Source organism: Lonsdalea quercina subsp. quercina (assembly GCF_000688655.1).
Classification (GTDB): domain Bacteria; phylum Pseudomonadota; class Gammaproteobacteria; order Enterobacterales; family Enterobacteriaceae; genus Lonsdalea; species Lonsdalea quercina.
The window spans coordinates 26,730-52,692 of the sequence record NZ_JIBO01000007.1; the positions used below are offsets into that span (position 1 = coordinate 26,730).

A 25,963-nucleotide genomic window follows, 5' to 3' on the forward strand; every position below is an offset into this window, starting at 1 on the left:
TGACTGCATGGTATACTCCGCCGCTGGTTCGAACGGCAGGCAACCGGCCTGCCGCGGCAGACTCGCCACGCTTTTGCGCGCATGCTGAAAGCGACATCGCTCCGCCCATCAAGCTCAGGCTGATTAACATTACCCCAGGGGGAACATTTGCAAGGCCAAGCACTCCAAGACTTCGTTATTGATAAAATCGACGACCTAAAAGGTCAGGATATCGTGGCGTTGGACGTCACCAATAAGTCCAGCATCACAGACTGCATGATCATCTGTACCGGAACTTCCAGCCGCCACGTCGCGTCCATCGCCGACCACGTCGTGCAGGAATCTCGCGCCGCCGGTCTGCTCCCGCTGGGCGTAGAAGGCGAAGCGCTGGCTGACTGGGTTGTTGTCGACCTGGGCGACGTGATTGTCCATGTCATGCAGGAAGACAGCCGTCAACTGTACGAACTGGAAAAGCTCTGGAGTTGATATGAAACTGCAACTGGTCGCCGTGGGCACCAAAATGCCCGACTGGGTGCAGACCGGATTTAGCGATTATTTGCACCGTTTCCCAAAGGATATGCCACTGGAACTGGNGGAGATCCCTGCCGGGAAACGGGGCAAAAACGCCGATATTCGCCGCATTCTTGAGCGAGAAGGCGAACAAATGCTGGCCGCCGTGGGAAAAGGCAACCTGATTGTGACGCTGGATATTCCCGGCTCACAGTGGGAAACCCCGCAGTTGGCCCAACAGCTGGAACGTTGGAAACGGGACGGACGCAACGTGAGTTTGCTGATTGGCGGGCCGGAAGGCCTGTCGCCGCAGTGCAAGGCGGCGGCCGAACAGAGCTGGTCACTGTCCCCATTGACGCTGCCCCACCCGCTGGTGCGCGTGCTGGTGGCAGAGAGCCTATACCGTGCCTGGAGCATTACGGCTAACCATCCTTACCACCGGGAGTAAGGCGATACCATGAACTATCAGAACTGATCCTGCCGGATGAACATAGAGCGTAAACCTTTTCGTGATTATACGGCTGAGTCGGCCCTGTTTGTACGCCGCGCGCTGGTGGCGTTTTTGGGCATTCTGCTGCTGATCGGCATCCTCGTTGTCAATCTGTACCATCTACAGATTTCACGCTTTGACGACTACCGCACCCGTTCCAACGAAAACCGCATAAAGCTGGTCCCTATCGCGCCCAGCCGTGGCATTATCTATGACCGCAACGGCACGCCGCTGGCCCTGAACCGGACCATTTACCAGCTAGAGCTGATCCCCGAAAAGGTCAATAATCTCGAAGCCACGCTGGACGCACTGAAGCCCATCGCCGATCTTACCGACGAAGACCTGGATGCTTTCCGCAAAGAGCGCAAGCGTTCGCGCCGTTTCACCTCAATCGCGGTGAAAACCGGCCTGTCCGATGTGCAGGTCGCGCGCTTTGCGGTGAACCAATATCGCTTCCCCGGCGTTGAAGTCAAAGGCTACCAGCGCCGCTACTATCCCTACGGATCTGCGCTGACCCACGTCATCGGCTACGTATCCAAAATCAACGACCGGGATCTCGACCGGCTGGCGAAAGAGGACAAGCTGGCGGACTACGCGGCAACGCACGATATCGGCAAACTCGGCATTGAGCGCTACTACGAAGACCTGCTGCACGGCAAACCGGGCTATGAAGAGGTTGAAGTCAATAACCGCGGCCGCGTCATTCGCCAGCTGCATGAGCAGCCGCCGCAGGCCGGCAAAGATATCTATCTGACGCTGGATCTGAATCTACAGATTTACATCGAAAAACTGTTGGAAGGCAGCCGGGCCGCCGTCATCGTCACCGATCCGCGCGACGGCGGTCTTTTGGCGATGGTCTCTACGCCCAGCTACAACCCAAACCTGTTTGTCGACGGCATTTCAGGCAAAGATTATCGCACGCTGCTCAACGACCCCAACCGTCCGCTCATCAACCGTGCCACGCAAGGCGTCTATCCGCCGGCTTCTACCGTAAAACCCTATATCGCAGTTTCCGCGCTGACGGCGGGCGTCATTACGCCCAATACGTCGCTGTTCGACCCGGGTTGGTGGCAGCTTCCGGGTTCGGAAAAACGCTTCCGCGACTGGAAGAAATGGGGACACGGACGGCTTAATCTGACCAAAGCGCTGGAAGAGTCGGCGGATACCTATTTCTACCAGGTCGCCTACGATATGGGCATCGATCGCCTGTCTGAATGGATGACGAAATTCGGTTACGGGGACTATACCGGTATCGATTTGTCTGAAGAGCGCGCCGGGATCATGCCGACGCGCGACTGGAAAATGCGGCGATATAAAAAACCGTGGTATCAGGGCGATACCATCCCAGTCGGTATCGGTCAGGGCTACTGGACCGCAACGCCCATCCAAATGCTGAAAGCGCTGACGACGCTGATCAATGACGGTCAGGTTAAAACGCCGCATCTGCTCGCCAGCACGCAGGAGCATGGCGTCAAAGTGCCTTTCGCACAGCGAGAGCATACGCAGATTGGCGATATTCACTCGGGCTATTGGGAACTGGTCAAAGACGGCATGTATGGCGTAGCCAACCGCGCCAACGGCACTGCGCACAAAAGCTTTGCTGACTCGCCGTACAAAATCGCGGCCAAGTCCGGTACGGCGCAGGTATTCGGCCTGAAGGAAAATGAGACCTATAACGCTCATAAAATTGCTGAACGGCTGCGCGATCACAAGCTCATGGTAGCTTTCGCCCCGTACAATGACCCTAAAGTGGCCATGACCATCATTTTGGAAAACGGCGGCGCCGGACCCGCAGTCGGGACTATCGTGCGTCAGATCCTCGACCATATTATTTTGGGCGACAACAACGTCAATCTCCCGGTCGCGCCCCCCGCGCCTCCCGGCAGTGAAACTGAGTAGGCAAATTCATGACCGACAGCCAACAAAAAGGCTCATTTTGGACCAAGATCCATATTGACCTCCCGTTTCTACTCTGCGTACTGGCACTGCTCTCCTACAGCCTGATTGTCATGTGGAGCGCCAGCGGGCAGAACATTGATATGATGGAGCGCAAAGTCGCTCAATGCGTGCTCGGCCTGATTGTGATGATCATCATGGCGCAGATCCCGCCCCGTGTGTACGAAGGCTGGGCGCCCTACTTATATGTCGTGTGCGTGATCCTGCTGGTATTAGTGGACGTGTTCGGCCAGATTAGTAAAGGCGCGCAGCGCTGGTTGGATCTGGGCGTGGTCCGGTTCCAGCCGTCCGAGATCGCCAAAATTGCGGTTCCATTGATGGTATCGCGCTATATCAACCGCGATATGTGTCCTCCATCCCTGAAAAATACCGCCATTGCGCTGGCCTTGATTTTCGTGCCTACGCTGCTGGTGGCGGCGCAGCCTGATCTGGGAACGTCGATTCTGATCTGCGCGTCAGGCCTGTTCGTTCTCTTTCTCGCGGGGATGAGCTGGCGACTGATTGGCTTCGCCGCACTGCTGCTGGCCGCCTTCATTCCCATTCTTTGGTTCTTCCTGATGCACGACTATCAGCGAGATAGGGTAATGATGCTGCTGGACCCGGAAAGCGATCCTTTGGGGGCGGGTTATCATATTATCCAGTCCAAAATCGCCATCGGTTCTGGCGGCCTTTCCGGCAAAGGCTGGTTGCAGGGCACGCAGTCGCAGCTGGAGTTCCTGCCGGAACGCCATACCGACTTCATCTTCGCCGTTTTGGCGGAAGAGCTTGGCCTGATCGGCGTACTGATCCTGCTGACGCTTTATCTGTTCCTGATTATGCGCGGTCTGGTGATCGCCGCCAACGCGCAAAACTCCTTTGGCCGCGTCATGGTCGGCGGTTTGATGCTAATCTTCTTTGTCTACGTTTTCGTCAACATCGGCATGGTCAGTGGTATTCTGCCCGTGGTCGGTGTACCGCTGCCACTGGTCAGCTATGGCGGATCGGCTCTGGTGGTCTTGATGGCGGGATTCGGTATCGTCATGTCGATACATACTCACCGCAAAATGTTATCCAAAAGCTTATAGAGGTGGGCAATGCGTAAGAATTGGCTAGGAATTTTAGCGCTCGGTCTGCTGTTGTCTGGCTGTAGCGCCGAGACGGAACAGGCGAGGTCCGCGCCCGCCGCGCCGGCGGTTTACAACGGCCCTGTCGAAGAAATCGGCGGNGCGGAGCCGCGCTATGAACCATTTAATCCTTCCACAATGCAGGATTACACCGTTAACGGCCGAAGCTACAAAATCGTCAAAAATCCGCAGAACTTCAGCCAGACCGGTTTGGCGACCTGGTACGGTGAAGAACTCTCGGGTAACCGCACATCCATTGGCGAAGAGTTCGATCCCAATGCGCTGGCCGCCGCGCATCCTACTCTTCCCATTCCCAGCTATGTGCGCGTGACCAACCTCAGCAATGGGCGAAAACTGGTGGTCCGCGTCAACGATCGCGGCCCGTTCACGCCGGGTAGAATCATTGATTTGACGCGCGCCGCGGGTGAGCGACTGAATATATCCAACAATACCCGCGTCAAAGTCGACTTCATTAGCGTGGCGCCCGACGGTACGCTGTCAGGACCGGGCACTGTCGGCACCCGCGTGGCCAAGCAGAGCTTCGCCCTGCCCGAACGCCCTAACCTCAGTGCCAGCGGAATGAGCGCGCCGGTTATGTCCCCGGCAACCGGCAACGTCACCACACCGCCCGTCGCCGATACGGCCACAGACAACGCCGCCTCAGCCGTATCNCCAACCGCCAATTCGACCCCAAGCGGCGGATTCCTTGGCGCGCCTCAGCCGCTGCGCAGCGGCGTTCTGGAAACGCCCCAATCGACTGAGACAACGGCGGCCACGCCCGCAGTCGTGACGACGCCTACAGCTAGCGGCAACGTAGTGGTTCAGGTCGGTGCGCTCAAGGACTCACAACGCGCCGATGCCTGGCTGAGTAGTCTGAAAAGTCGCTTCAATGTCCAAGGTAATGTCACGCAGAACAATGGGCTGTATCGCGTTCAGTTAGGTCCGTTCACCAGCCGACAGCAGGCGCTAGAGCTACAGCAGCGGCTGGCAAGCGAAGCGCAGCAGCAGTCTTTTATCACGACGCTGTAGGCCGATACCCACCGGGGAAGCGAAAGTGACATCGTCTTTCCCCGTCAAGACGTCGCCCGGCGGGACCCTTCGGCAAAATTGCGTAACGTATTATCTGATGCCGCCCAGGATCTTCATCTGCTATAGTGTGACTCGTTTTTAACTCATACCCATGGATGTTGTTGTTCCATCATGAATACAGAAACCGCAACTCGTTTTATGCCACGCATCGTGCTGGGCTCACTACTGGCACTCTGTGCGTCGACCTTCGCCCACGCCGACGACGTCAACCTTAAAACCATGATCCCCGGCGTGCCGCAGATCGACGCCGAAGCTTATATTCTGATTGATTACAACTCGGGTAAAGTCCTGGCGGAAATGAACGCCGACACCCGTCGTAATCCGGCCAGTCTGACTAAAATGATGACCAGTTATGTCATCGGCCAAGCCATCAAGGCGGGGAAAATCACCCCTAACGATGTTGTGACCATCGGTAAAGATGCCTGGGCGACCGGCAACCCGGAGTTTCAGGGATCTTCTCTGATGTTTCTGAAGCCCGGAGACCGCGTCAGCGTCTCTCTGCTTAACAAAGGGATTATTCTGCAGTCGGGCAACGACGCCTGCGTCGCCATGGCGGACTATGTCGCCGGCAGTCAGGACTCGTTCGTCAACCTGATGAACAACTACGTTAACGCGCTGGGCCTGCAAAATACCCAGTTCAAAACCGTACACGGACTGGATGCCGAAGGGCAGTACAGTTCAGCTCGGGATATGGCGCTTATCGGGCAGGCGCTGATCCGCGACGTACCGGACGAGTACGCGACCTATAAAGAAAAAGAGTTCACCTTCAACAACATTCGTCAGACCAACCGTAATGGACTGCTGTGGGATTCCAGCCTGACTGTAGACGGAATCAAAACCGGCCATACCTCTTCCGCTGGTTACAACCTCGTCGCCTCAGCGACCGAAGGTCAGACACGCCTGATTTCCGCCGTGCTTGGCGGTCGGACATTCAAAGGCCGTGAAACGGAAAGTAAAAAACTGCTGACCTGGGGCTTCCGTTTCTTCGAGACCGTGGCGCCGCTGAAATCCGGCAAAGAGTTCGCGTCAGAACCGGTCTGGTTCGGCGACAGCGATCGCGTTGCGCTGAGCGTAGAAAAAGATGTTTACATGACCATCCCGCGCGGTCGAATGAAAGATCTGAAAGCCAGCTATGTGTTGAACAACACTGAGCTGCACGCGCCGCTGAGCAAAAATCAGGTCGTCGGCACCATCAACTTCCAGTTGGATGGCAAGACCATTGAACAGCGCCCGCTGGTGGTGATGAACGAAGTGAAAGAAGGCGGCATTTTCAGCCGACTGATGGACTATGTGAAGCTCATGTTCCACCGCTGGTTCAGCTGATCCCCTCTTGTTTTCGGGCATAAAGCCCCCATATCACACGGATAACCACACTCCCGCCTTGGCGGGAGTTATACTTTTTATCGTCTTACCGTTAGAAAACCACTCTGGAGTATCTTAATGAAAACCAAACTCAACGAACTGCTTGAATTCCCCTGCTCCTTTACCTATAAGGTGATGGGTCTGGCGCAGCCGGAGCTCGTCGATCAGGTGGTTGAAGTCGTACAGCGTCATGCGCCGGGTGACTACACGCCGCAAATCAAACCCAGCGCGAAGGGCAACTNCCATTCGGTTTCCATCACGATTAACGCAACGCACGTCGAGCAGGTTGAGACGTTGTACGAAGAGCTGGGCAAAATCGACATCGTACGTATGGTGCTTTAATTTCGTCGACGATTTCCACCGGAAGACCAGCGCAGACAACAAGCGCTATTCGCCCCCACGGCGGTATCCAGTATACTGACCGCCATTCATTCCCGACTCTGAAGATGACGCCAGTGGAACAAAACAAGATCATCATACGTCAGCTAGGCTTACTCCCTTACGAGCAAGTATCCTTGGCGATGCACCACTTCACCGAACGACGCGATGGCGACAGCGCTGACGAGCTATGGCTGGTTCAGCACTCCCCGGTGTTTACGCAGGGACAGGCGGGCAAGGCGGAACACGTGCTGACGCCGGGAGATATCCCGGTCATCCAGAGCGACCGCGGGGGACAAGTCACCTATCATGGCCCGGGCCAGCAGGTGATGTATGCAATGATTGACATTAAACGCCGCAAAGTCGGTGTCCGTCAGTTGGTCAGCGCGATTGAACAGACTGTCGTCGATACGTTGGCGCATTTCGAGATCGAAGCGCACGCTCGCCCGGACGCCCCTGGTGTGTATGTCGGCGATAAAAAAATCTGCTCGCTTGGCTTGCGCATTCGGCATGGCTGCTCATTTCATGGTCTGGCGCTTAATATTGCGATGGATTTGTCGCCTTTCCAGCGCATCAATCCGTGCGGTTATGAGGGTATGCAAATGACGCAGATCCGCGATCTCATACCCAGCGCGACCATCGAGGAGACGGCCCCCGTCCTGACCGCCGCCTTTATGCGGCTACTCGGGTACACAGAGAGCGAATGGATAGACTGGGCGTGGGAACAGCAGGGAGAACCGCAGCCGACGGCGTATTTTTCGTCCGGCCGCCCGGCATAATCATTACATTCCATTTACACTAATGATGCTTTTTGCCTGTTCGAGGGCTGATTGTCACCGGGCAATGATGATATAATTTTGTGAGTTTTTTAAAAAAAAGTTTAACGACTCACGCGATTCATGAATTAGTCGTTAATTCATGACAGCGATTCAGAACTGGAACTTACGCAAACATGAGTAAACCGATTCAGATCGAACGTGGCGTAAAATACCGCGACGCCGATAAACTGGCCTTGATTCCTGTACGGACCGTTGCCGTTGAACGCCAGGATATGCTGCGCAAACCCGAATGGATGAAGATTAAACTCCCTGCCGACTCAAGCCGGATCAAGGGGATTAAAGATGCCATGCGCCGCAATGGACTGCATTCGGTTTGTGAAGAAGCCTCCTGCCCTAACCTGGCTGAATGTTTTAACCACGGTACGGCCACCTTCATGATCCTCGGCGCAATCTGTACCCGCCGCTGCCCTTTCTGCGATGTTGCGCATGGCCGACCGATAGCGCCCGACGCCAATGAACCGGAAAAGCTGGCGCAGACGATCCACGATATGGGTCTGCGTTATGTCGTTATCACATCGGTAGACCGTGATGATCTGCGTGATGGCGGCGCTCAGCACTTCGCCGACTGCATTAGCGCTATCCGTCGTAAAAGTCCGCAGATTAAGATTGAAACGCTGGTGCCGGACTTCCGCGGCCGGATGGATCGCGCGTTGGAGATTCTTAATGCCAGCCCGCCGGACGTCTTCAACCACAACCTCGAAAACGTACCACGTCTATATCGTCAGGTCCGTCCCGGCGCCAACTATGAGTGGTCGCTTAAACTGCTGGAAAACTTCAAGACCGCGCATCCGGACATCCCGACGAAATCGGGTCTGATGGTAGGACTGGGNGAAACCAATGAAGAGATTGTGGAAGTGATGCGCGATCTGCGTCGTCACGGCGTGACAATGCTCACGTTAGGTCAATATCTGCAACCCAGCCGTCACCATCTTGCAGTGAAACGCTATGTGCCGCCGGAAGAGTTTGATGAGATGAAACAGGAAGCGCTGGCGATGGGGTTCACCCATGCCGCTTGCGGGCCTTTCGTACGTTCGTCCTACCACGCCGACCTGCAGGCGAAAGGCGAAGAGGTCAAATAATCGGTCTATCCGGCAATAACTCATTACAGTTTGCCGGCGAGGAACCAGGACTGAGCGGACGGGTCCCGTCCGCTGCACGCCCGGCATCATCCGAAAATGATTATTCCTTATTGCGCACGTCGTTGAGCGCAGCAGGTTCTTCCGGAGTCGGTGTTTTAGCCGGAGTCTGGTCGTCGTTCATGGCTTTTTTGAAGCCCTTGATCGCCGCGCCCAGGTCGCCGCCCAGGCTACGCAGTTTGTTGGTGCCGAAGAGCAGAACGATCAATGCGCCAATCACCAACAGTTTGGCAATGCTGATACCTTCCATAAATACCTACCTGATTTTATACGCTGGGACAGCCAGCACTTGTGCCTTGTCCCGTTTTAAGACGGCCTTCATCATAATACAACGGTCATCTGTAACAAAATAAGACCGGCACTCCCGTACCTCGGCGCAATCCATTAGCCGAAGTGACCTTTACAGCGTAATACAGGTGATTCGAAGCGGCTATGATTCAGAACAGGTAATTGGCGGCGCGCACGTTGAATTCGCTCCAAACTCAGATCGGCATAGAGCAGCGCGGGTTCTTCCGTTGCCTGTGCAATAACGATCCCCATAGGATCGACCACCATACTATTGCCAATATTCTTGACGCCGCACTCGCCCACGGCGATCAGGTAACAGGTATTTTCCAGCGCACGGGCTCTATTTAATAGCTCCCAATGCATCTCTTTATGCGCGCCTTTCACCCAAGCGGCGGGAAGCACCAGTGCATCGGCACCTTTATACGCCAGCATTCGCGCCATCTCCGGAAAACGCAGATCGTAGCAGACCATCATGCCAACCTTCACCCCGTCAATGTCGATCACAGGTGGAAGTATCCCCCCCGGAGTGACACGTTTAGACTCTTGCCAAGAGAAGGCATCGTAGAGATGGAGCTTGTGGTAATGCGCCAAAACTTCCCCCTGACGCAGAACCAGCAATGTGTTGTACACTCGGTCCTCTTCCGCTGGAGTGTGCAGGGTGAAGACAACGGTAAGAGGTGAAGATTCGCTGGCCGAGAGGAGCTGGCTCACAAAAGGCCCGTTTATCGGCTGGGCGTGATTGATTCCCCACTCAGCATCGGCGTCATCTCGCGCCAGCACCGCCTCCGGCAGCACCAGCAGGCTGGCTCCCGCCGCTGCTGCCTCATTTATCAGCCTGATGCACGTATTCGCGTTATCCTGCCACTGCCGCTGTACGGCAAACTGGCCCAGCGCAACTTTCATAGCATTCCCTCACTTGGTGAGTCACAAACTGCGATAAACCGTCGCCCGATGCTCTTCCCTACAAAAACGCGGCGCTAACGGGTAAACTTCGGCTGTTTGCCATCGAGATGACATTCCTTCATAACCGCTTTTTGGCTATTGATGTCTACGCCTTCTCGAACCCAGGGCCTAGCGAATGCCCATTCTTTCGAGATTAGCCCAACTTGCTTTGGAAATAAAAGATGTCCATGTACGCTAATTTATTTGCTGTTTTTTTCGGTGGTGGCATTGGCTGCGTCGCACGCTGGCTGCTGAGCCTGCGTTTTAACAGCGGCGCGTCGGGAATACCTACCGGAACACTGATGGCCAACCTGATTGGCGCTGCCATCATTGGGGCTGCGGCAAGCTATTTCATTCGTTTGCCGGATTTGCCTTCGCATTGGAAACTGGTGGTGACGACCGGTTTTTGTGGCGGCTTNACGACGTTCTCAACGTTCTCAGTGGAAATGCTTGGAATGATTCAAGAAGGTCAGTGGTTAACGGCGGGATTTTATATGGTGTTGAGTTTTGTTGGTTCGCTGGCGCTGGCCGCGCTCGCTTTTTCTCTCGTTAGCTGGCTCGCGACTCACTGAAAAATAAAAACCCGCCAATAGGCGGGTTTTTTAGAAATCGGTATAATTAAATAGCGATAACGTTAGCAGCAGAAGGACCTTTTGCACCGCTAGTGATTTCAAACTCTACACGCTGACCTTCAGCCAGAGTTTTGAAGCCATTGCTCTGGATGGCAGAGAAGTGTACGAACACGTCTTTGCTACCATCTTCAGGAGTAATGAAACCGAATCCTTTGGACTCATTAAACCACTTAACGCTACCTGTAATCTTAGACATCAAACTTACCTTTAACATGAATGAAAGACACAAACTCTGTGTCATGCACAGTACAGCAATAGATGAAGCATTTGTCCAGCTGAACATCGACGAAATGCAATAAAAAGCGTTAAAAAATTCGACCAGCGCCTTTTATGACCTGCATTCGCCCGCAATATGCTTTTTACAACTAACTAACGCCATTTTTTATTCAATTTTTGGGATAAGAAAAAACAGGTTGGAAAGGACCGTCCGCGGCGATAACGCATTTTTAGCTAAAGGTGAAGCGCAAAATTCATACAACGCTTCCCTGACAAAACCACGACGTCCGAAATGGCAGGCNAAATAAACGGGCCTCAAATAATAGCCTCTTTTATTTACTCAGGTTTCCTCATTTCTTCAGCAACCGCTCAATCCACACCGGTTTTAACGTGGCGAACGACCGCCCGGTTCCTGAGCCGCCCCCAGGTTGACATGAAAAAACGCCCATAGATTGGTATGGTATCGGACCTGAATTAAACGGTATGATCTGCATACTAATTCCTAATAAAAAACAAAGGGTTTATTAGCCATGACGACCATGTACGGTATCAAGAACTGTGACACCATCAAAAAGGCCCGCCGTTGGCTGGAGGCCCACCAGATCGACTATCGTTTTCATGACTACCGGGCGGATGGACTGGACGATACTCTGCTGCAATCGTTTATCGATAGCCTGGGCTGGGAACCGCTGCTGAACAAGCGCGGTACCACCTGGCGCAAACTGGACGAAACCCGACGAGAGGCGATCGATAATTCCGCTGCGGCAAAAGCTGTTATGCTGGAGCAGCCAGCACTCATCAAACGTCCTTTACTGGTTAACGAGGATGGGAAAACGCTGCTCGGCTTCAGCGACGACAGCTACCAGCAATTTTTTGCGGAGGAGAAATAACGTGTCCTGCCCCGTCATCGAACTCGCTCAGCAGTTAATTAAGCGCCCTTCCCTCAGCCCGGACGACGCCGGCTGCCAAACGCTCATGATTGAACGCCTTGAAGCCATCGGCTTTACCGTCGAAAAGATGAATTTCGGTGAAACACAGAACTTCTGGGCCTGGCGCGGGACTGGCGAAACGCTGGCCTTTGCCGGACACACCGACGTGGTTCCGAGCGGAGACGCCAGCCAATGGCAACATCCTCCCTTCGAACCCACGATTAGCGACGGTATGCTGTATGGCCGTGGCGCGGCGGATATGAAAGGATCGCTGGCGGCGATGGTCGTCGCCGCTGAACGCTTCGTCGCCGCGAACCCTCAGCATCAAGGCCGGCTTGCCTTTTTAATCACCTCAGACGAAGAGGCCGACGCGACGCACGGCACCGTCAAGGTGGTGGAAGCGCTGATGGCGCGTCAGGAGCGTCTGGACTACTGTCTGGTCGGCGAACCCTCCAGCACCAGCCGGGCGGGCGATGTCGTCAAGAATGGCCGTCGCGGCTCGATTACCGCCAACCTGCGTATCCACGGTATTCAGGGGCATGTCGCCTATCCTCACCTGGCCGACAATCCGGTCCACCGTGCGCTGCCGGCGTTAAACGAACTGGTCTCCACCGTATGGGATGAAGGCAACGAGTTCTTCCCGCCTACGAGTATGCAGATCGCCAATATCGAAGCCGGCACGGGAAGCAACAACGTGATCCCCGGCGAACTGCAGGTTCAGTTCAATTTCCGTTTTAGTACAGAGCTGACGGACGAAACCATCAAACAGCGCGTCGCCGAGCTGCTGGACCGACATCAGCTGAACTATACTTTGGACTGGTGGTTATCGGGTCAGCCATTTCTGACCGCACGCGGCGCGTTAGTGGATGCCGTCGTCAACGCGGTCGAGCACTACAGCGAAATCACCCCGCAGTTGCTGACCACCGGCGGCACCTCAGATGGCCGCTTTATCTCCCGAATGGGCGCGCAGGTGGTGGAGTTGGGACCTGTGAACGCCACCATTCATAAAGTGGACGAGTGCGTCAACGCAGCCGATTTACAGCTGCTGAGCCGTATGTATCAACGGATTATGGAGCAATTGATCGCATGATCACCCATGCCATGCTGACCGGAAAGAGTGACCAGCATCTGACGACGCTGACGGGTCAGCATCGCCTGCAGCCCGGCGCGGTACACGCCTTTCAGGCGCTACAGCGGGAAGCGCGACAGGCGGGATTTAATCTCCAGCCCGCCAGCACCTTTCGCGACTTTGAACGTCAACGGCTGATATGGAACGGCAAATTTACCGGACAGCGGCCGCTGTTATCGCACGACAGCCAACCGGTGGACGCCCTGTCGATGGACGTCCCGGAACGCTGCGAGACGATCTTAAGGTGGTCCGCTCTGCCCGGGGGAAGCCGACACCATTGGGGCACCGATCTGGATGTGTACGATCCCGATCGGCTGCCGTCGGAACAATCCTTGCAGCTCGAACCCTGGGAATATGAATCCGGCGGTTACTTTTTCGAGCTGAACCACTGGCTGACCGAGCACATGGGGGCGTACGATTTTTATCGCCCCTATGTCCATGACAAAGGTGGCGTCGCCATTGAACCCTGGCACATTAGCTATCTGCCGCTGGCCCGAGAGGCTATGGCGTTGCTGTCGCCGGACATCATTCTTGAGGCCTGGGTAGGTGAAGACGTCGCCGGTTATGACTGGCTGAAACCCCACCTTCCCACGCTGTTTACCCGATTTATACACGCTGTCGATGAGGCATAATATGGCATGGCTGGCTGATTACTGGTGGATCATTCTGCTGATACTGGTGGGAATGTTAATCAACGGGATCAAAGATTTACGTCGAGTAGATTACAAACGGTTCCTGAAAGACAAGCCCGAACTACCGCCTCACCGCGACAATAATGCGCAGTGGGATGAAGAGGATGATTGGCCGAAAGATAAGAAACAAGATAAAAAACAAGACGAAAAATAGTCTGCCCGTCCTGTTTGCCCCTCTTCCGCGTCAACCGTGAAAACGCAGGCGCGGAGCCCGCCGCAATGCGCCTTGTCCCCTTGCCAAGCCCCGCCAACGCGGTATGACTCGCGTTGATGCCGCTCTGCATTTGCCGAATAGCGAATGGTCACAATAAAGCGAGGCAGGACGCGCTGAATGCGTTGGCGAAATAGCGGCCGATTTCGGCCATCGACGCCGGGTTATCCCCTACGCCATGAAAAATGAGGAATAACGGCGGGGAGCGGAAGGCTGTTGTACCCACAACGTATTCACGTTTCATAAGTTCTCTCCGGGCCGTTATTAGCATCACTGTATGCCCGACGCCAATCGCTCGATATTGAGGTTTACTGAACGACTTGTTGGCATCATCCTGCACGGCGCCATGATGGCGCGCAGAGACGTCAACAGCAGAGAGAAACTACGTCAGCCATTGCCGAGCGTGTTGGAGAGCGTCGTTATCGCAATGTGACAGGGCCTGCGCCGTCTCTTCCCGCCAGCGGCGCAGCAAGGCTTTTTTGCCGCTCAGCCCCAACCGCTCAACACATACGCTTTCCGGCACGCCGTCATCCAGCCAAAGCCTTAGCGCAGGCAGCGTCAGCGAAGTATGGGTCAGCAGTCGGCCCAGTGAGGCCAGGCTTGACTGAGGAGGACGATGTGCAAAAGCGAATCCGTACAGATTAAGCCAGTCGGCCTCATCCAGCGTATTCTCGTCGTCCAGATCGATAGGCAGCGTCAGCCCAATGTTCCGTCGCAGCCAGCGCCAATCGCGAGCCAACTGTCGCGTGGCCTCGTGTGCCAGCGCCATACCAGCATCGCTCAGCGGTAATAACGCCATCGCGCTATAGCAGCCGCTGCTGGCTTCAATATGACTGCCTATCCGCGCCAGACAAAAACTGCAGCGCTGCCAGAATTGCCACAGCGCCGGATCATAGCCGAAGCTGACCGACAGAAAGTCCAGGCCCGCTTGCTCGCCTTGCCGCTGCTGTTCCCGCACCAATGCCAGTCCGATGCCTTCTCGTCTCGCAGAAGGCAGGACGGCAATACGGCTAATACGCCGGGAGCGTAGTTGCGGCGCTGTCCACAAATTGCCGTGGGCCGCCAGCGACTGCGCGACCAGATTGCCGCGCGGCCGTCGACGTCCGGCCCATACGTCGCGGGCCAGCTCGGCGTCCAGCCCGCCCTCATCCACCGACCAGATGACGCCGCACAGGTTTTCGCCGCTACGAGCTGCGGTAAGGTGCATACCGGGGGCATCCAGCAGACGACGCAAGTCTAACGGCGAAGTTCGGTAGTGCGCGCTGCACAGCAGGCCGTAGCACTGTTCCAGACGGGCCGGAAAGCGTGTCCAATCGGCGGGTTCGTCGCGGACCAGCGTGACAGGCGATGTTAAACGCTGCCCCTCCAGACGGTTCTCAGCCTGAAACAGCATGACGTGGTCCAGCAAACGCTCCAGCGGATCGTCGGTGGACCAGCGCAGCGGTTCACTCAGTTCCAACATTCGACAATCAGGCAATCCGGCACAAAATTTAATCCAGAAACCGCGTCCGGTGCCTTCGTAGCCCAGCACGGTGGTCGTCATCAGCACATGCGGAAAAAAGGACACTAATTCATTGAGGACTGAAAACGGGAGCGCCGCCGCTTCGTCAATCAACAGCCACTCAGCACCACCGCCGTGCTGGCGACAGTGCGCCAACAGGCTATCTGGGGACCAGAAGGAGGGCGCATCGCCAGACTGGCGCAGCAAGACATCGCTGGCCGCACGGGAAGGCGCAACCACCCAACAGCGTTCGCGACATTGTTGCGCGAACAGCCCTGCCACCGTGGATTTTCCGCGTCCTCTTGGAGCGGTAATGACATAAGCCGCATGTCGAGCGGCCTGTAGCTGTCGCAGAATATCCTGCTGACCTTGCGTGGGTCTGCCGTCCGGCGCATGCCACGCAGGCCGGATGCGAGTCGGCGTCAGGTTAAATGGCATCGACTGCCGCCAAAGCGCGGCTTCGCCGTCAGACACCAGCGCCGCACGCAAACGGCGGATGAACGCGGGCGTCGCGATCGCTTCCGTACTTTCGCTCCAGCGCAAGCTGTCCGCATCCGGGCAGTTTGGCCAGGCCTCCCATTCAGGGACCAATAGCAGCAGCCAGCTTCCGGCCTTGAGGGTGCCCGCCAGGATCGCCAACGCCTCTGCGTCCACTCCATCGTGGGCGTCAAATACGCCGTGCAGGAACTCCTGCCCCAGCTTCCCTTTCAGTTGAGACGGCGCCAGCGCCGTTTTGCCGACCCACGGCCAGTCGCCGGGCAGCGCCTGACGCACGGTCTGGGCCTGCGTTATGCACCACTCGCGATCGCCGCTAATCGTGAGCACACGGCGAATGCCCGCCAGCGACATCGCCGATTGCGCGGCGACAAGCGCGTCAAGAGCAGAGCGCGACATCTCCGACAAAACCTCAGCCGCCCTTACCGACCAGCAACGACAGCAGCCCGGCGGCAATCAGCGGGCCGNCCGGGACGCCGCGGAATAATGCCACCCCCATCACCGTACCCACCAATAATCCAGCCACGACCGAAGGTTGGCTCGACATCAGCGCAACGCCACGGCCCCCCAGCCAGGAAACCATCACGCCGATCAACACCGCCAGCAGCGATTTCCAGTGCAGGAACGAGTGTATGACCTCTCCCGCGCTGATTTTTCCGCTGGCGATGGGCGCCATCACGCCTATCGTCAATACCAGCACGCCAACGGTCAGGCCGTATTTCTCCACCCAGGGAAAATAGTGATTCAACGGCGTGATGCGTACCGCCAGCAGCGCCAGAATGGCCAGCGTCACGGTCATGTTGTGGCTAATGATGCCAAGCGCGGCCAGCGCCAGTAAAATTAATAGCGTCGGGTCTAAATAGGCCATGAAAATTCCTTGCGGGGAAAAACAGAAAATACGGCGGGCAATAATACCACCGATCATGATGGGACCGGCGTTCAATCTCAGGCGGAGTGGCGGTACAGTCGAACAACGGGAGCGCCGTCAGGTTTTGAGTGCCTGACGGCAAAACGAAAACGATTGCTTTTTTAGTCTAAAGAAACGCCGATACGGCGGGCAACTTCCTCATAGGCTTCGATCACTCCCCCCAGGCTCTGGCGGAAACGGTCTTTATCCATCTTATCCAGCGTGTTTTTGTCCCACAGACGGCTGCCATCCGGCGAAAACTCATCACCCAGCACCACTTCGCCCTTGAACAAACCAAATTCCAGCTTGAAGTCCACCAGAATCAGCCCGGCATCATCAAACAGCTTGCTGAGAACATCATTCGCCTGATAGCTCAGCGCCTTCATGCGCGCCAGGTGCTTTGCGCTTACCCAGCCGAAGGTCTCGCAGTAAGACTCGTTGACCATAGGATCGTGCATGGCGTCATTCTTCAGGAACAGATCAAACAGCGGCGGATTTAGAATTTCGCCTTCTTTGATGCCCAGACGTTTCACCAGCGAACCCGCGGCACGGTTACGAATCACGCATTCAACCGGCACCATATCCAGTTTTTTTACCAGCACTTCGGTATCGGACAGCAGACGCTCCATCTGAGTCGGAATACCGGCTTCTTCCAGCTTGCTCATAATGAAGTGATTGAACTTGTTGTTCACCAGCCCTTTACGATCAAACTGCTCAATGCGCTGACCATCTAACGCTGACGTATCATTGCGAAACTGCAGCACCAGCAGATCGGGATCGTCCGTGGTGTAAACCGTTTTTGCTTTTCCGCGATACAACTCAGCTAGCTTTTGCATCTTTATTACTCCACACAGTGAGGGCCATCCGCGCCTGGCCCGTGATAGTTAACGCGTTGACAATAGAATAAAAAAGGGCCGGATCATCCGGCCCTGAACACTTATCGATTAAACGCTGCTTGGAACACCGCCACCAACGCGTCGTTTTGCGACTGGGTGAGCGTATGTCCTTTCGAGTCGATGAACTGCAGGCTGCTGCGGTTGCCGAGATCGCCGACCTGCAACTTATAATCTCCGTTCATCAGCTGCGGATCTTTCGCACCCAGCGAATCCCAATGGTCGCTGCCCGGCGAGCGGTAGGTCACTGAGACCGTACCCTGAGGACGGCTGCGATCGTTCACCGTCATCCCGCTATTTTCCAGCGCCTTCGGCAGGCGGTCCCAGACCTGAACATAGCTTCCGCGCACCACGATCAACGGCAGGCCGGCATCGTCGGCAGCGCTCTGGACATCCAGAGCCTGACTTCCGCGATGAGACTGCGCATTTTCACGGGCAGACACCGCCTTCTCCAGGCCATCGGATAACGAGTTCATCATCTGGCTCGTGTAGCGTTGCGTCAGGAAGGCATCATCCAGCGTTGCGTTGTTCTGCTGCAGGGCGAGGAGTTTCACGCCCAGCGCCAGCTGATAGCCCTGAGGCTTCAACGACACTTCATAACGCGCCTGATAAGGCGGTTCTTTCTCTTCTTCGGAACTCCAGCTGATCCAGCCGGTGGTCAGCGTCTGGCTGGCATCCTGACGATTGTCGATGGTGTAGCCTTTGGACTGCATCACCTGAATGAGCTGGGACCACAGCTGGCTGTTCTGAGCGCTGTTTTCCAGCAGCAGGGTCGCCGTATTTCCACTCACCTGACCGCGTGATCCGTTTAGCAACGCCAGCGATTGCATCGGCGGACGAATATCCAGATTCTTACCCACCAGACCGTTTTGATTAATCGGCGGGACGTCGTAGTCACCGTTCTGCAACGGCAGAATCATGCCGGACGGGACATTCAGCGCACGGTGCTCCGGCGTCTGCAGGTAGGACTCATCACCGTTGACCTGACGCTTGTAGCGTTGATCGTTGGTACAGGCTGTCAGCAGCGTGATCAGCGAAAGGCTGACCACGGTTGCCACCATTGACTTTTGCAATGAAGAACTCATTCAATCTCCCTAACGATTACAGCAAACCAGACTGCTTCAACGCCTGCCCTACCGCCTCACGACCACTGTCGGTCAGAGGCGTCATTGGCAGACGCAGCGTGTCGGTCGCTATCAATCCCAATGCCTTACAGGCCCACTTCACCGGAATCGGATTGGGTTCTACAAACAGTTTCTGATGAAGCGGCATCAGCCGTTGGTTAAGACGACGGGCTTCAACAAAGTTGCCTCGCGCGGCCAGCGAGCACATTTCCGCCATTTCACGAGGGGCGACGTTCGCCGTAACGGAAATCACCCCGTGACCGCCTAGCTGCATGAAGTCCAGACCAACGTCGTCGTTGCCGCTCAGCAACACGAAGCTGTCATCAACCAGTGCTTGGATCTGAGTCACCCGGCTTAAGTTCCCCGTCGCCTCTTTAATTCCAACAATATTTTTGATGGCGGCAAGGCGAGCGACGGTTTCAGGCAGCAGATCGCAGCCGGTACGGGAGGGCACATTATAGAGGATCTGAGGCAGGTCGGTATGTTCGGCAATCGCTTTAAAGTGCTGGAACAGTCCTTCCTGAGTCGGTCGATTGTAATACGGCGTCACCGTCAGACAACCGGCGATGCCGCTGTCGTTGAAACGTTGGGTCAGGGAGATGGCTTCCGCCGTGGAATTGGCGCCAGTACCGGCGATAACAGGGATGCGTCCGTCGCACAGGTCCAGCGTCAACATCACCACGTCCCCATGTTCATCATGGCTTAGCGTGGCGGACTCTCCAGTGGTCCCAACCGAAACAATTGCCGATGTTCCGCTAGCGACATGATAATCGATTAATTTTTTCAAAGCTGCGCGATCGACCGCGCCTTTGGCGTCCATCGGTGTAATCAGAGCAACACTACTTCCCGTAAACATTGGCCATCCCCTCCCAAAACAAGTGCCTCATGGTACTTTTGACATCCATGCAAAAGCAAGCGCGCAAGCGCCGTTGTCTGCGCTTGGCAGCCGGTTTTTTTTATGTGTACCATGTAGATCTCAACACATTGAACAGGAAGCGCCATTTTGCCTAGCCCTCAAGAACACTATCTGGTCGTCACTGCGCTGGGGGCCGATCGCAACGGCATCGTCAATACGATTACGCGTCATGTCAGCAGCAGCGGCTGCAACATTGAAGATAGCCGTCTTGCCATGCTGGGCAAAGAGTTCACCTTTATCATGCTGCTGTCCGGCAGTTGGAACGCCATCGCCCGAATTGAGTCCACGCTGCCGATCATCGGCGCCGAGCTGGAACTGCTGATCGTCATGAAACGCACGGAGTCGCATGCACGTCCGCCGATGCCCGCCACAGTTTGGGTCAAGGTGGAGGTCGTCGATTCCCCGCATATTATCGAGCGGTTTACCGACCTGTTTGACTCTCACCAGATGAACATCGCCGAACTGGTTTCCAAAACTCAGCCGGCCATCGGAGACGCTATGCCGAAACTGTACATTCAGATCACCGCGCACAGTCCGGCCGCGCTGGACGGTTCAATTATCGAGCCAGCCTTTCATCAGCTATGTACAGAACTGCAAGCACAAGGCAGTATTAGCGTGGTGAACTATCCACAGCATGAAAAAAGAGATGGAGAGTAGTGATGAGCACACTGAAAGCCGGCGATATCGCCCCCCAATTCAGCCTGCCCGATCAGGATGGCGAACCCATTAGCTTGACCGACTTCCTGGGACAGAGGGTCTTGATTTACTTCTATCCCAAAGCCATGACGCCGGGTTGCACCGTGCAAGCCTGCGGTCTACGCGACAATATGGACGACCTGAAGCACTATGGCGTTGAAGTTCTCGGCATCAGCACGGATAAACCCGAGAAATTGTCACGCTTCGCGGAAAAAGAGTTGCTGAACTTTACGCTGCTGGCGGATGAAGACCATCAGGTGGCCGCACAATTCGGCGTCTGGGGCGAGAAATCGTTCATGGGGAAAACCTATGACGGCATTCACCGTATCAGCTTCCTGATCGACGCGGAAGGCAAGGTGGAAAAAGTCTTCGATAATTTCAAAACCAGCAATCACCACGACATCGTGCTGAGCTATCTTAAAGGCGAATAATCGTCTTCAAGGCTTGCAAGTTCCGCCGGTACGCACGCTTCGTACCGGCTATCTTCCCTTCTCACACCTTCCACGCTTGCATTCATCCAGCCTTTCAATACTTAGGATTTCCTTTGCAGGCGACCTCTGGCTAAGATGAAGACCATGATAACGATTTCGCCCCGTTCATAAGGTGGTACGCACAATGGCTAACCGACTTCACCAAACGGTGATGGCGATGCTGGCGACAACGCTGCTTGCCAACGGCCCAATCGCCGTCAGCGCCGACGTTCAGGATCGTTTGCCGGATATCGGTACGACGGCAGGCGCTACGCTCAGTATCAATCAGGAACTGGAAATGGGGGATTTTTATCTGCGCAAACTGCGTGCAGGCGCGCCGCTGGTCAACGATCCCCTGCTTTTACAGTACATCAACCAGCTGGGTAACCGGCTGGTCAAATCCGCCGACTCCGTACGGACGCCGTTTCACTTCTTCCTGGTCAACAACGACGAGATCAACGCCTTCGCCTTTTTCGGCGGCAATGTCGTGATCCACTCAGGCCTGTTTCGCTATGTCGAGAACGAAAGCGAGTTGGCCTCGGTGCTGGCGCATGAAATCTCTCACGTCACCCAACGCCATCTGGCGCGCGCTATCGAATCCCAGAGAAGCAGCGCGCCGCTGACCTGGGCGGGCGCGCTGGGGTCGATCCTACTGGCGATGGCGAATCCTCAGATGGGGATGGCGGCGCTCAGCGGAACGCTGGCGGGCGCTCAGCAAGGCGTGATCAGCTTCACGCAGGCAAATGAACAGGAAGCCGACCGCATCGGCATTCAGGTGCTGCAACGCGCGGGGTTCGATCCGCAGGCGATGCCTGATTTCCTTCAGCGTCTGGCCGATCAGACGCGCTATGCCACCACGCCGCCGGAAATGCTGCTCACTCACCCATTGCCGGAAAGCCGGCTGTCCGACTCTCGCAACCGCGCCAACCAGATGCGCTCGACGCCGGTCCATTCGTCGCAGGATTTCCTGTTAGCGCGTATTCGCGTACTGACGATGTACGCGTCGGACGACAACCCGATCGCCGCCACGCTGCTCAGCAACTGGGAAAAAGGCAATGTCCGCGAGCGAGAGGCGGCGCAGTATGGCCGGGCCATTCAGGCATACCAGACCAAGAAATACGATAGCGCTCGCGCGGCTCTCCAGCCCTTGCTCGATAAATCGCCCGCCGATCCGTGGTTTCTGGACCTGATGACCGATATCGACATTGGGCAGCAGCGCGCGTCGCAGGCCATCGCGCGCCTGCAGAAAATACCGGACGCCCAGGTCAACCCGGTGCTGCAGCTCAATCTGGCGAACGCCTATGTGGAAGGCCATCAGGCCGCGGCCGCCAGCCGGCTCCTGCATAAGTACACCTACGCCAATCCCAGCGATCCCAATGGCTGGGAGCTTCTCGCCCATGCGGCGGCAGACCTGGGTAATCGCAGCGAAGAACTGGCGGCCCGCGCAGAAAGTCTGGCGCTGAACGACAAGCTCGATCAGGCTATCCGCCTGCTGAGTAATGCCAGCGCCCAGAGCCAACTCGGCAGCCTGGATCAGGCGCGCTACGATGCCCGCATCGATCAGCTGCGCACGCTGCAAAAACGCTTTCAGCAATACGATAAATCCTGATGACCCAAAGGAATAATGCCATGAACGATCGAGTGGTGATCTATCACAATCCACGCTGCGCCAAGAGCCGGGAAACGCTGGCGCTGCTGCAACAGCAGGGCATCGAGCCGCAGATCCTCCGCTATCTGGATACCCCGCCCGATGCCAAGACGCTAGACTCACTTCTTCAAATGCTTGGTTTTACCCACGCGCGGGATCTCATGCGCCGCCACGAAGCGCTCTACAAGGCGTTGAATCTGGGGGACGAGACGCTGAGCGAAGCGCAGCTGATTGAGGCGATGGCGACCCATCCCAAATTGATCGAGCGCCCTATTGTCGTGGCTGACGGTCAGGCGCGGCTTGGACGGCCGCCGGAGAACGTCCTGGCGATCCTGCCGCAGAAATAGCTGGCGCTAGAGGTCGAGGGCCTCTTTGACGAAAGGGATGGTCAACTTGCGCTGCGCCGCGATCGAGGCGTGGTCGAGCTGATCCAACGTCACGAACAGCGTTCGCATCTCACGGTCCAGCCGTTTCAGCAGGAAGCGGCTGACATCCTCCGGCAGCTCAAATCCGCGCAGTCTGGCCCGCAGTTGCAAGGCTTCGCCTTTTTCATCGTCGGACAGCGGCTGTAAGCGATAAATTTGTCCCCAGTCCAGCCGGGACGCAAGGTCAGGCAACTGCAGATTAAGCTGGCGAGGCGGACGATCGCCGGTGATCAACAACCGCGTGCTTCCGCCTTCCTGAATGCGGTTGTAAAGATTGAACATCGCCATTTCCCACTCTTCGTCGCCTGCGATGGCTTCAATGTTGTCGATGCAGACCAACGCCAGCTGCTCCATCCCATCCAACACCTCAGGCACAAAATAGGCGCGCTTATCCAGCGGCACATAGCCGACGGCTTCGTCTTTACGGGAGAGTTCGGCGCAGGCCGCATGCAGCAGGTGGCTCCGGCCTCCGCCGTGGCGCGACCAGAAATAGATGTAGCTGCCGTGCCGCTGAGTCAATGCCGAATGAAGCGCCGCCAGCAGCGAAGCGTTTTCTCCGGGATAGAAACTGTCGAACGTTTCGTCATCCGGTAAATAGAGCGGTAATGAAAGCTGTGCCGGCGTGTTCAGAAGCACCTCAAACCTAACGGGCAGGAAAACGGGGCAAGNCTATCACAGAAACTTTCCCCTGTTGAACCGGCAGCACACCTGCCGCCGGGGTCAGTCGCCGCCGTCGGCTCGCGACAGCGGCGACATTCGTCACGGCATCATAAGGAACCTTCTTCTTCATCTGCCGGATCAAGCACGACTTCTTCTTTGCGCAGCAGGGAAATCACGCGGAACAGCAGGCTCAGGAAAATCCCCACCACCGTCGCCAGCGCCATCCCTTTTAGTTCGACGGCGCCGAGGTGAACCTTCGCGCCGCTGACCCCGATGATCAGAATCACCGCCGTCAGGATCAGGTTCTGCGCTTTGTCGTAATTCACCTTCGATTCGATCAACACTCGGATGCCTGACGCAGCAATCACTCCATACAGTAACAGCGATACGCCTCCCATCACCGGCACGGGGACCGCTTGGATCGCCGCCGCCAGCTTACCGACGCAGGACAACAGGATAGCCAGCACCGCCGCGCCGCCGATCACCCAAGTGCTGTAGACCTTGGTCAACGCTAATACGCCGATGTTCTCGCCATAAGTCGTATTCGGCGTGGAACCGAAACAGCCGGAGAAAACGGTGGAGATCCCATTGGCGAACAGGGAGCGATGCAGTCCGGGATCACGCATCAAATCTTTCTTGACGATATTGGCTGTCACCACCAGATGTCCGATGTGTTCGGCTATCACCACCAGCGCGGCGGGAAGAATGGACAACACGGCGAACCACTCAAAACGCGGCGTGTAGAATGTCGGCAGAGCAAGCCAGTGGGCCTGCGCGACCGGCGTCAGATCCACCATGCCCATAAAGAAGGATAGCGCGTAACCCGCCAATACGCCGACCAGAATAGGGATGATGGCCAGAAAGCCACGAAACATCACCGATCCCAGAATCGTCACAGCCAGCGTCGTCAGCGAAACAATCACGGCTTTGGTATCGACGCTCGCGCCGTCGGCGGGCAACAGTCCCGCCATCCCGGCCGCTACGCCAGCCAGTTCCAGACCGATCACCGCCACGATAGCGCCCATTGCCGCGGGCGGAAACATGACCGAAAGCCAGGCGGTCCCGGCTTTTTTGACAATCAACGCCACCAAACAGAACAGGACGCCGCAGATAATAAATCCGCCCAAAGCCAGCTCATAACCCAGCGGTAGCAACAGCAGCACCGGAGAAATGAACGCAAAACTGGATCCCAGATAGGCCGGTATTTTTCCTTTACAGATCAGCAAATACATCAGCGTCCCGATACCATTGAACAATAATACGGTGGCGGGATTGATTTTGAACAGGATCGGGACCAGCACCGTCGCGCCGAACATGGCGAACAAGTGCTGGAGGCTCAACGGGAGGGTTTGTAACAACGGTGGCCGTTCACTAACGCCGATGGCGCGACGAGTCATCTTGTTATTCCTTTCTCTAGGTGTTGAAAAAACAATCAGTAAAGCGGTCGTATCCGCTTCAATACGACATCTCCCGGGCGACCCGCCGCGACTTCGTCAGCGCAAACAGCTCAACCCGCAAACTCAACCCCAAAAAAACCGGCTCTTCAGCCGGCTCATCGTATCTGCTTATTTGGTACCGAACAGCTTGTCGCCGGCATCACCCAGGCCCGGCATAATGTAACCGTGTTCGTTCAGCTCTTTATCGATAGATGCGGTATACAGCTCAACATCCGGATGGGCCTTCTCCAGCGCGGCGATCCCTTCCGGGGCCGCGACCAGCACCAGTAGCTTGATACGCTTGCAGCCGGCTTTCTTCAACAGGTCGATGGTGGCGATCATGGAACCGCCGGTCGCCAGCATAGGGTCTACCACTAGCGCCATACGCTCGTCGATATTGGACGCCAGTTTCTGGAAATAAGGTACCGGCTCCAGCGTTTCTTCGTCACGGTACATCCCCACAACGCTAATACGCGCGCTGGGCAGATTTTCCAGCACCCCTTCCATCATGCCCAGACCCGCGCGCAAAATCGGCACAACGGTAATTTTTTTTCCCTTGATTTGATCGATTTCAACCGGTCCGCACCACCCTTCAATAGTGACTTTCTCCATGACCAAATCCGCCGTAGCGACATACGTCAGCAGGCTCCCGATTTCCGACGCCAGCTCACGAAAACGTTTGGTGCTGATATCCTGCTCGCGCAACAGACCCAGTTTGTGTCTAACTAGCGGGTGTTTAACCTCTACGATCTTCATTTTTCTTCTCCCCTTCGGCTACGGACGGCAAAAAAATCNCCGGATTATACCGCTTTTGCAAGCGGGAACATACGGCGGCAGCTGATCCAGATCAAGCCGCTCTGCGAATTAGACGTCCTATTTCCTAAAAGACCGCGCCGGCACTCGCCGCTCGC

30 protein-coding genes are annotated in these 25,963 nt (G+C 56.2%); 18 read left to right on the top strand and 12 right to left on the bottom strand.

The window, feature by feature from the left end:
* The first annotated feature begins 147 nt into the window (after nucleotides 1-147).
* From rsfS to lipA, 9 genes are all read left to right on the top strand, one after another.
* Entirely contained in the window at nucleotides 148-465 is a 318-nt protein-coding gene (gene rsfS, locus RZ35_RS07675; RefSeq protein WP_026738931.1) for a ribosome silencing factor, read from the top strand.
* 1 nt (nucleotide 466) lies between these two features.
* On the top strand, nucleotides 467-937 hold the full coding sequence (gene rlmH, locus RZ35_RS07680) for a 23S rRNA (pseudouridine(1915)-N(3))-methyltransferase RlmH (RefSeq protein WP_026742773.1): 471 nt from the start codon (nucleotides 467-469) through the stop codon (nucleotides 935-937).
* Between the two features lie 36 nt (nucleotides 938-973).
* The gene (gene mrdA, locus RZ35_RS07685) at nucleotides 974-2,878 is read left to right on the top strand and encodes a peptidoglycan DD-transpeptidase MrdA (RefSeq protein ID WP_026742774.1); all 1,905 of its coding nucleotides are present in this window, start codon (nucleotides 974-976) and stop codon (nucleotides 2,876-2,878) included.
* Nucleotides 2,879-2,886: 8 nt separating this feature from the next.
* Nucleotides 2,887-3,999 (top strand): peptidoglycan glycosyltransferase MrdB, encoded by a 1,113-nt coding sequence (gene mrdB / locus RZ35_RS07690; RefSeq protein ID WP_026742775.1) that lies wholly within the window; start codon nucleotides 2,887-2,889, stop codon nucleotides 3,997-3,999.
* A 9-nt stretch (nucleotides 4,000-4,008) separates the two neighbouring features.
* Nucleotides 4,009-5,067, top strand: coding sequence for an endolytic peptidoglycan transglycosylase RlpA (gene rlpA / locus RZ35_RS07695; protein ID WP_026742776.1), 1,059 nt, complete (start codon nucleotides 4,009-4,011; stop codon nucleotides 5,065-5,067).
* Between the two features lie 171 nt (nucleotides 5,068-5,238).
* Nucleotides 5,239-6,450 carry a D-alanyl-D-alanine carboxypeptidase DacA gene (gene dacA / locus RZ35_RS07700; protein WP_026742777.1) on the top strand — a complete coding sequence of 404 codons (1,212 nt, stop codon included), beginning with the start codon at nucleotides 5,239-5,241 and terminating at the stop codon, nucleotides 6,448-6,450.
* A gap of 117 nt (nucleotides 6,451-6,567) precedes the next feature.
* Nucleotides 6,568-6,831: a DUF493 family protein YbeD gene (gene ybeD / locus RZ35_RS07705; protein WP_026742778.1), complete on the top strand. Its 264-nt coding sequence runs from the start codon at nucleotides 6,568-6,570 to the stop codon at nucleotides 6,829-6,831.
* A 104-nt stretch (nucleotides 6,832-6,935) separates the two neighbouring features.
* Nucleotides 6,936-7,646 (top strand): lipoyl(octanoyl) transferase LipB, encoded by a 711-nt coding sequence (gene lipB, locus RZ35_RS07710; protein ID WP_026742779.1) that lies wholly within the window; start codon nucleotides 6,936-6,938, stop codon nucleotides 7,644-7,646.
* Nucleotides 7,647-7,819: 173 nt separating this feature from the next.
* A complete protein-coding gene (gene lipA / locus RZ35_RS07715; protein WP_026742780.1) occupies nucleotides 7,820-8,785 on the top strand; it encodes a lipoyl synthase in 966 nt (321 codons plus the stop codon).
* A 100-nt stretch (nucleotides 8,786-8,885) separates the two neighbouring features.
* On the opposite strand, the gene tatE is transcribed toward lipA, so the two are convergent.
* The gene (tatE, locus tag RZ35_RS07720) at nucleotides 8,886-9,092 is read right to left on the bottom strand and encodes a twin-arginine translocase subunit TatE (protein WP_026742781.1); all 207 of its coding nucleotides are present in this window, start codon (nucleotides 9,090-9,092) and stop codon (nucleotides 8,886-8,888) included.
* Nucleotides 9,093-9,226: 134 nt separating this feature from the next.
* The gene (locus tag RZ35_RS07725) at nucleotides 9,227-10,033 is read right to left on the bottom strand and encodes a deaminated glutathione amidase (protein ID WP_026742782.1); all 807 of its coding nucleotides are present in this window, start codon (nucleotides 10,031-10,033) and stop codon (nucleotides 9,227-9,229) included.
* 227 nt (nucleotides 10,034-10,260) lie between these two features.
* On the opposite strand from RZ35_RS07725, the gene crcB reads away from it, so the two are divergent.
* The gene (gene crcB, locus RZ35_RS07730) at nucleotides 10,261-10,644 is read left to right on the top strand and encodes a fluoride efflux transporter CrcB (protein ID WP_026742783.1); all 384 of its coding nucleotides are present in this window, start codon (nucleotides 10,261-10,263) and stop codon (nucleotides 10,642-10,644) included.
* Nucleotides 10,645-10,690: 46 nt separating this feature from the next.
* On the opposite strand, the gene cspE is transcribed toward crcB, so the two are convergent.
* Nucleotides 10,691-10,900, bottom strand: a complete 210-nt coding sequence (gene cspE / locus RZ35_RS07735) for a transcription antiterminator/RNA stability regulator CspE (protein WP_026738919.1) — start codon at nucleotides 10,898-10,900, stop codon at nucleotides 10,691-10,693.
* 550 nt (nucleotides 10,901-11,450) lie between these two features.
* Between cspE and RZ35_RS07740 the strand changes: the two genes are divergently transcribed.
* The 4 genes from RZ35_RS07740 to RZ35_RS07755 are packed head-to-tail and all read left to right on the top strand — an operon-like array spanning nucleotide 11,451 to nucleotide 13,824.
* A complete protein-coding gene (locus tag RZ35_RS07740) occupies nucleotides 11,451-11,810 on the top strand; it encodes an ArsC family reductase (RefSeq protein ID WP_026742784.1) in 360 nt (119 codons plus the stop codon).
* Nucleotide 11,811: 1 nt separating this feature from the next.
* Entirely contained in the window at nucleotides 11,812-12,939 is a 1,128-nt protein-coding gene (gene dapE / locus RZ35_RS07745) for a succinyl-diaminopimelate desuccinylase (protein ID WP_026742785.1), read from the top strand.
* The gene (locus RZ35_RS07750) at nucleotides 12,936-13,610 is read left to right on the top strand and encodes a M15 family metallopeptidase (protein WP_026742786.1); all 675 of its coding nucleotides are present in this window, start codon (nucleotides 12,936-12,938) and stop codon (nucleotides 13,608-13,610) included. The genes dapE and RZ35_RS07750 overlap by 4 nt, the downstream gene beginning before the upstream one ends.
* Before the next feature lies 1 nt (nucleotide 13,611).
* Nucleotides 13,612-13,824, top strand: a complete 213-nt coding sequence (locus RZ35_RS07755; protein ID WP_026738915.1) for a YpfN family protein — start codon at nucleotides 13,612-13,614, stop codon at nucleotides 13,822-13,824.
* Between the two features lie 148 nt (nucleotides 13,825-13,972).
* On the opposite strand, the gene RZ35_RS17940 is transcribed toward RZ35_RS07755, so the two are convergent.
* The 6 genes from RZ35_RS17940 to dapA all read right to left on the bottom strand — a co-directional run bounded on the left by RZ35_RS17940 (nucleotide 13,973) and on the right by dapA (nucleotide 19,657).
* Nucleotides 13,973-14,125 (bottom strand): hypothetical protein, encoded by a 153-nt coding sequence (locus RZ35_RS17940; protein WP_157755372.1) that lies wholly within the window; start codon nucleotides 14,123-14,125, stop codon nucleotides 13,973-13,975.
* A 138-nt stretch (nucleotides 14,126-14,263) separates the two neighbouring features.
* The gene (locus RZ35_RS07760; RefSeq protein ID WP_051625509.1) at nucleotides 14,264-16,276 is read right to left on the bottom strand and encodes a tRNA(Met) cytidine acetyltransferase TmcA; all 2,013 of its coding nucleotides are present in this window, start codon (nucleotides 16,274-16,276) and stop codon (nucleotides 14,264-14,266) included.
* A 13-nt stretch (nucleotides 16,277-16,289) separates the two neighbouring features.
* The gene (locus tag RZ35_RS07765) at nucleotides 16,290-16,745 is read right to left on the bottom strand and encodes a DUF441 domain-containing protein (protein WP_026742788.1); all 456 of its coding nucleotides are present in this window, start codon (nucleotides 16,743-16,745) and stop codon (nucleotides 16,290-16,292) included.
* Nucleotides 16,746-16,906: 161 nt separating this feature from the next.
* The gene (gene purC, locus RZ35_RS07770) at nucleotides 16,907-17,620 is read right to left on the bottom strand and encodes a phosphoribosylaminoimidazolesuccinocarboxamide synthase (RefSeq protein WP_026742789.1); all 714 of its coding nucleotides are present in this window, start codon (nucleotides 17,618-17,620) and stop codon (nucleotides 16,907-16,909) included.
* A 101-nt stretch (nucleotides 17,621-17,721) separates the two neighbouring features.
* Nucleotides 17,722-18,762 carry an outer membrane protein assembly factor BamC gene (gene bamC / locus RZ35_RS07775; RefSeq protein ID WP_026742790.1) on the bottom strand — a complete coding sequence of 347 codons (1,041 nt, stop codon included), beginning with the start codon at nucleotides 18,760-18,762 and terminating at the stop codon, nucleotides 17,722-17,724.
* 16 nt (nucleotides 18,763-18,778) lie between these two features.
* Complete coding sequence (gene dapA / locus RZ35_RS07780) at nucleotides 18,779-19,657, bottom strand: 4-hydroxy-tetrahydrodipicolinate synthase (protein ID WP_026742791.1); 879 nt, start codon at nucleotides 19,655-19,657, stop codon at nucleotides 18,779-18,781.
* 147 nt (nucleotides 19,658-19,804) lie between these two features.
* Here dapA and RZ35_RS07785 point away from each other — a divergent pair, with 147 nt between their 5' ends.
* The 4 genes from RZ35_RS07785 (at nucleotide 19,805) to arsC (ending at nucleotide 22,878) form a co-directional block, all read left to right on the top strand.
* The gene (locus RZ35_RS07785) at nucleotides 19,805-20,374 is read left to right on the top strand and encodes a glycine cleavage system transcriptional repressor (protein ID WP_026742792.1); all 570 of its coding nucleotides are present in this window, start codon (nucleotides 19,805-19,807) and stop codon (nucleotides 20,372-20,374) included.
* 2 nt (nucleotides 20,375-20,376) lie between these two features.
* A complete protein-coding gene (gene bcp / locus RZ35_RS07790) occupies nucleotides 20,377-20,844 on the top strand; it encodes a thioredoxin-dependent thiol peroxidase (protein WP_026742793.1) in 468 nt (155 codons plus the stop codon).
* Between the two features lie 184 nt (nucleotides 20,845-21,028).
* Nucleotides 21,029-22,492, top strand: a complete 1,464-nt coding sequence (bepA, locus tag RZ35_RS07795; protein WP_026742794.1) for a beta-barrel assembly-enhancing protease — start codon at nucleotides 21,029-21,031, stop codon at nucleotides 22,490-22,492.
* Nucleotides 22,493-22,512: 20 nt separating this feature from the next.
* Nucleotides 22,513-22,878, top strand: a complete 366-nt coding sequence (gene arsC, locus RZ35_RS07800; protein WP_026742795.1) for an arsenate reductase (glutaredoxin) — start codon at nucleotides 22,513-22,515, stop codon at nucleotides 22,876-22,878.
* Between the two features lie 6 nt (nucleotides 22,879-22,884).
* Here the strand turns inward: arsC and hda are convergent, their stop codons facing one another.
* From hda to upp, 3 genes are all read right to left on the bottom strand, one after another.
* Nucleotides 22,885-23,592: a DnaA inactivator Hda gene (gene hda, locus RZ35_RS07805; protein ID WP_026742796.1), complete on the bottom strand. Its 708-nt coding sequence runs from the start codon at nucleotides 23,590-23,592 to the stop codon at nucleotides 22,885-22,887.
* Nucleotides 23,593-23,723: 131 nt separating this feature from the next.
* On the bottom strand, nucleotides 23,724-25,013 hold the full coding sequence (uraA, locus tag RZ35_RS07810) for a uracil permease (protein ID WP_026742797.1): 1,290 nt from the start codon (nucleotides 25,011-25,013) through the stop codon (nucleotides 23,724-23,726).
* 168 nt (nucleotides 25,014-25,181) lie between these two features.
* On the bottom strand, nucleotides 25,182-25,808 hold the full coding sequence (gene upp, locus RZ35_RS07815; RefSeq protein WP_026742798.1) for a uracil phosphoribosyltransferase: 627 nt from the start codon (nucleotides 25,806-25,808) through the stop codon (nucleotides 25,182-25,184).
* Nucleotides 25,809-25,963: the final 155 nt, after the last annotated feature.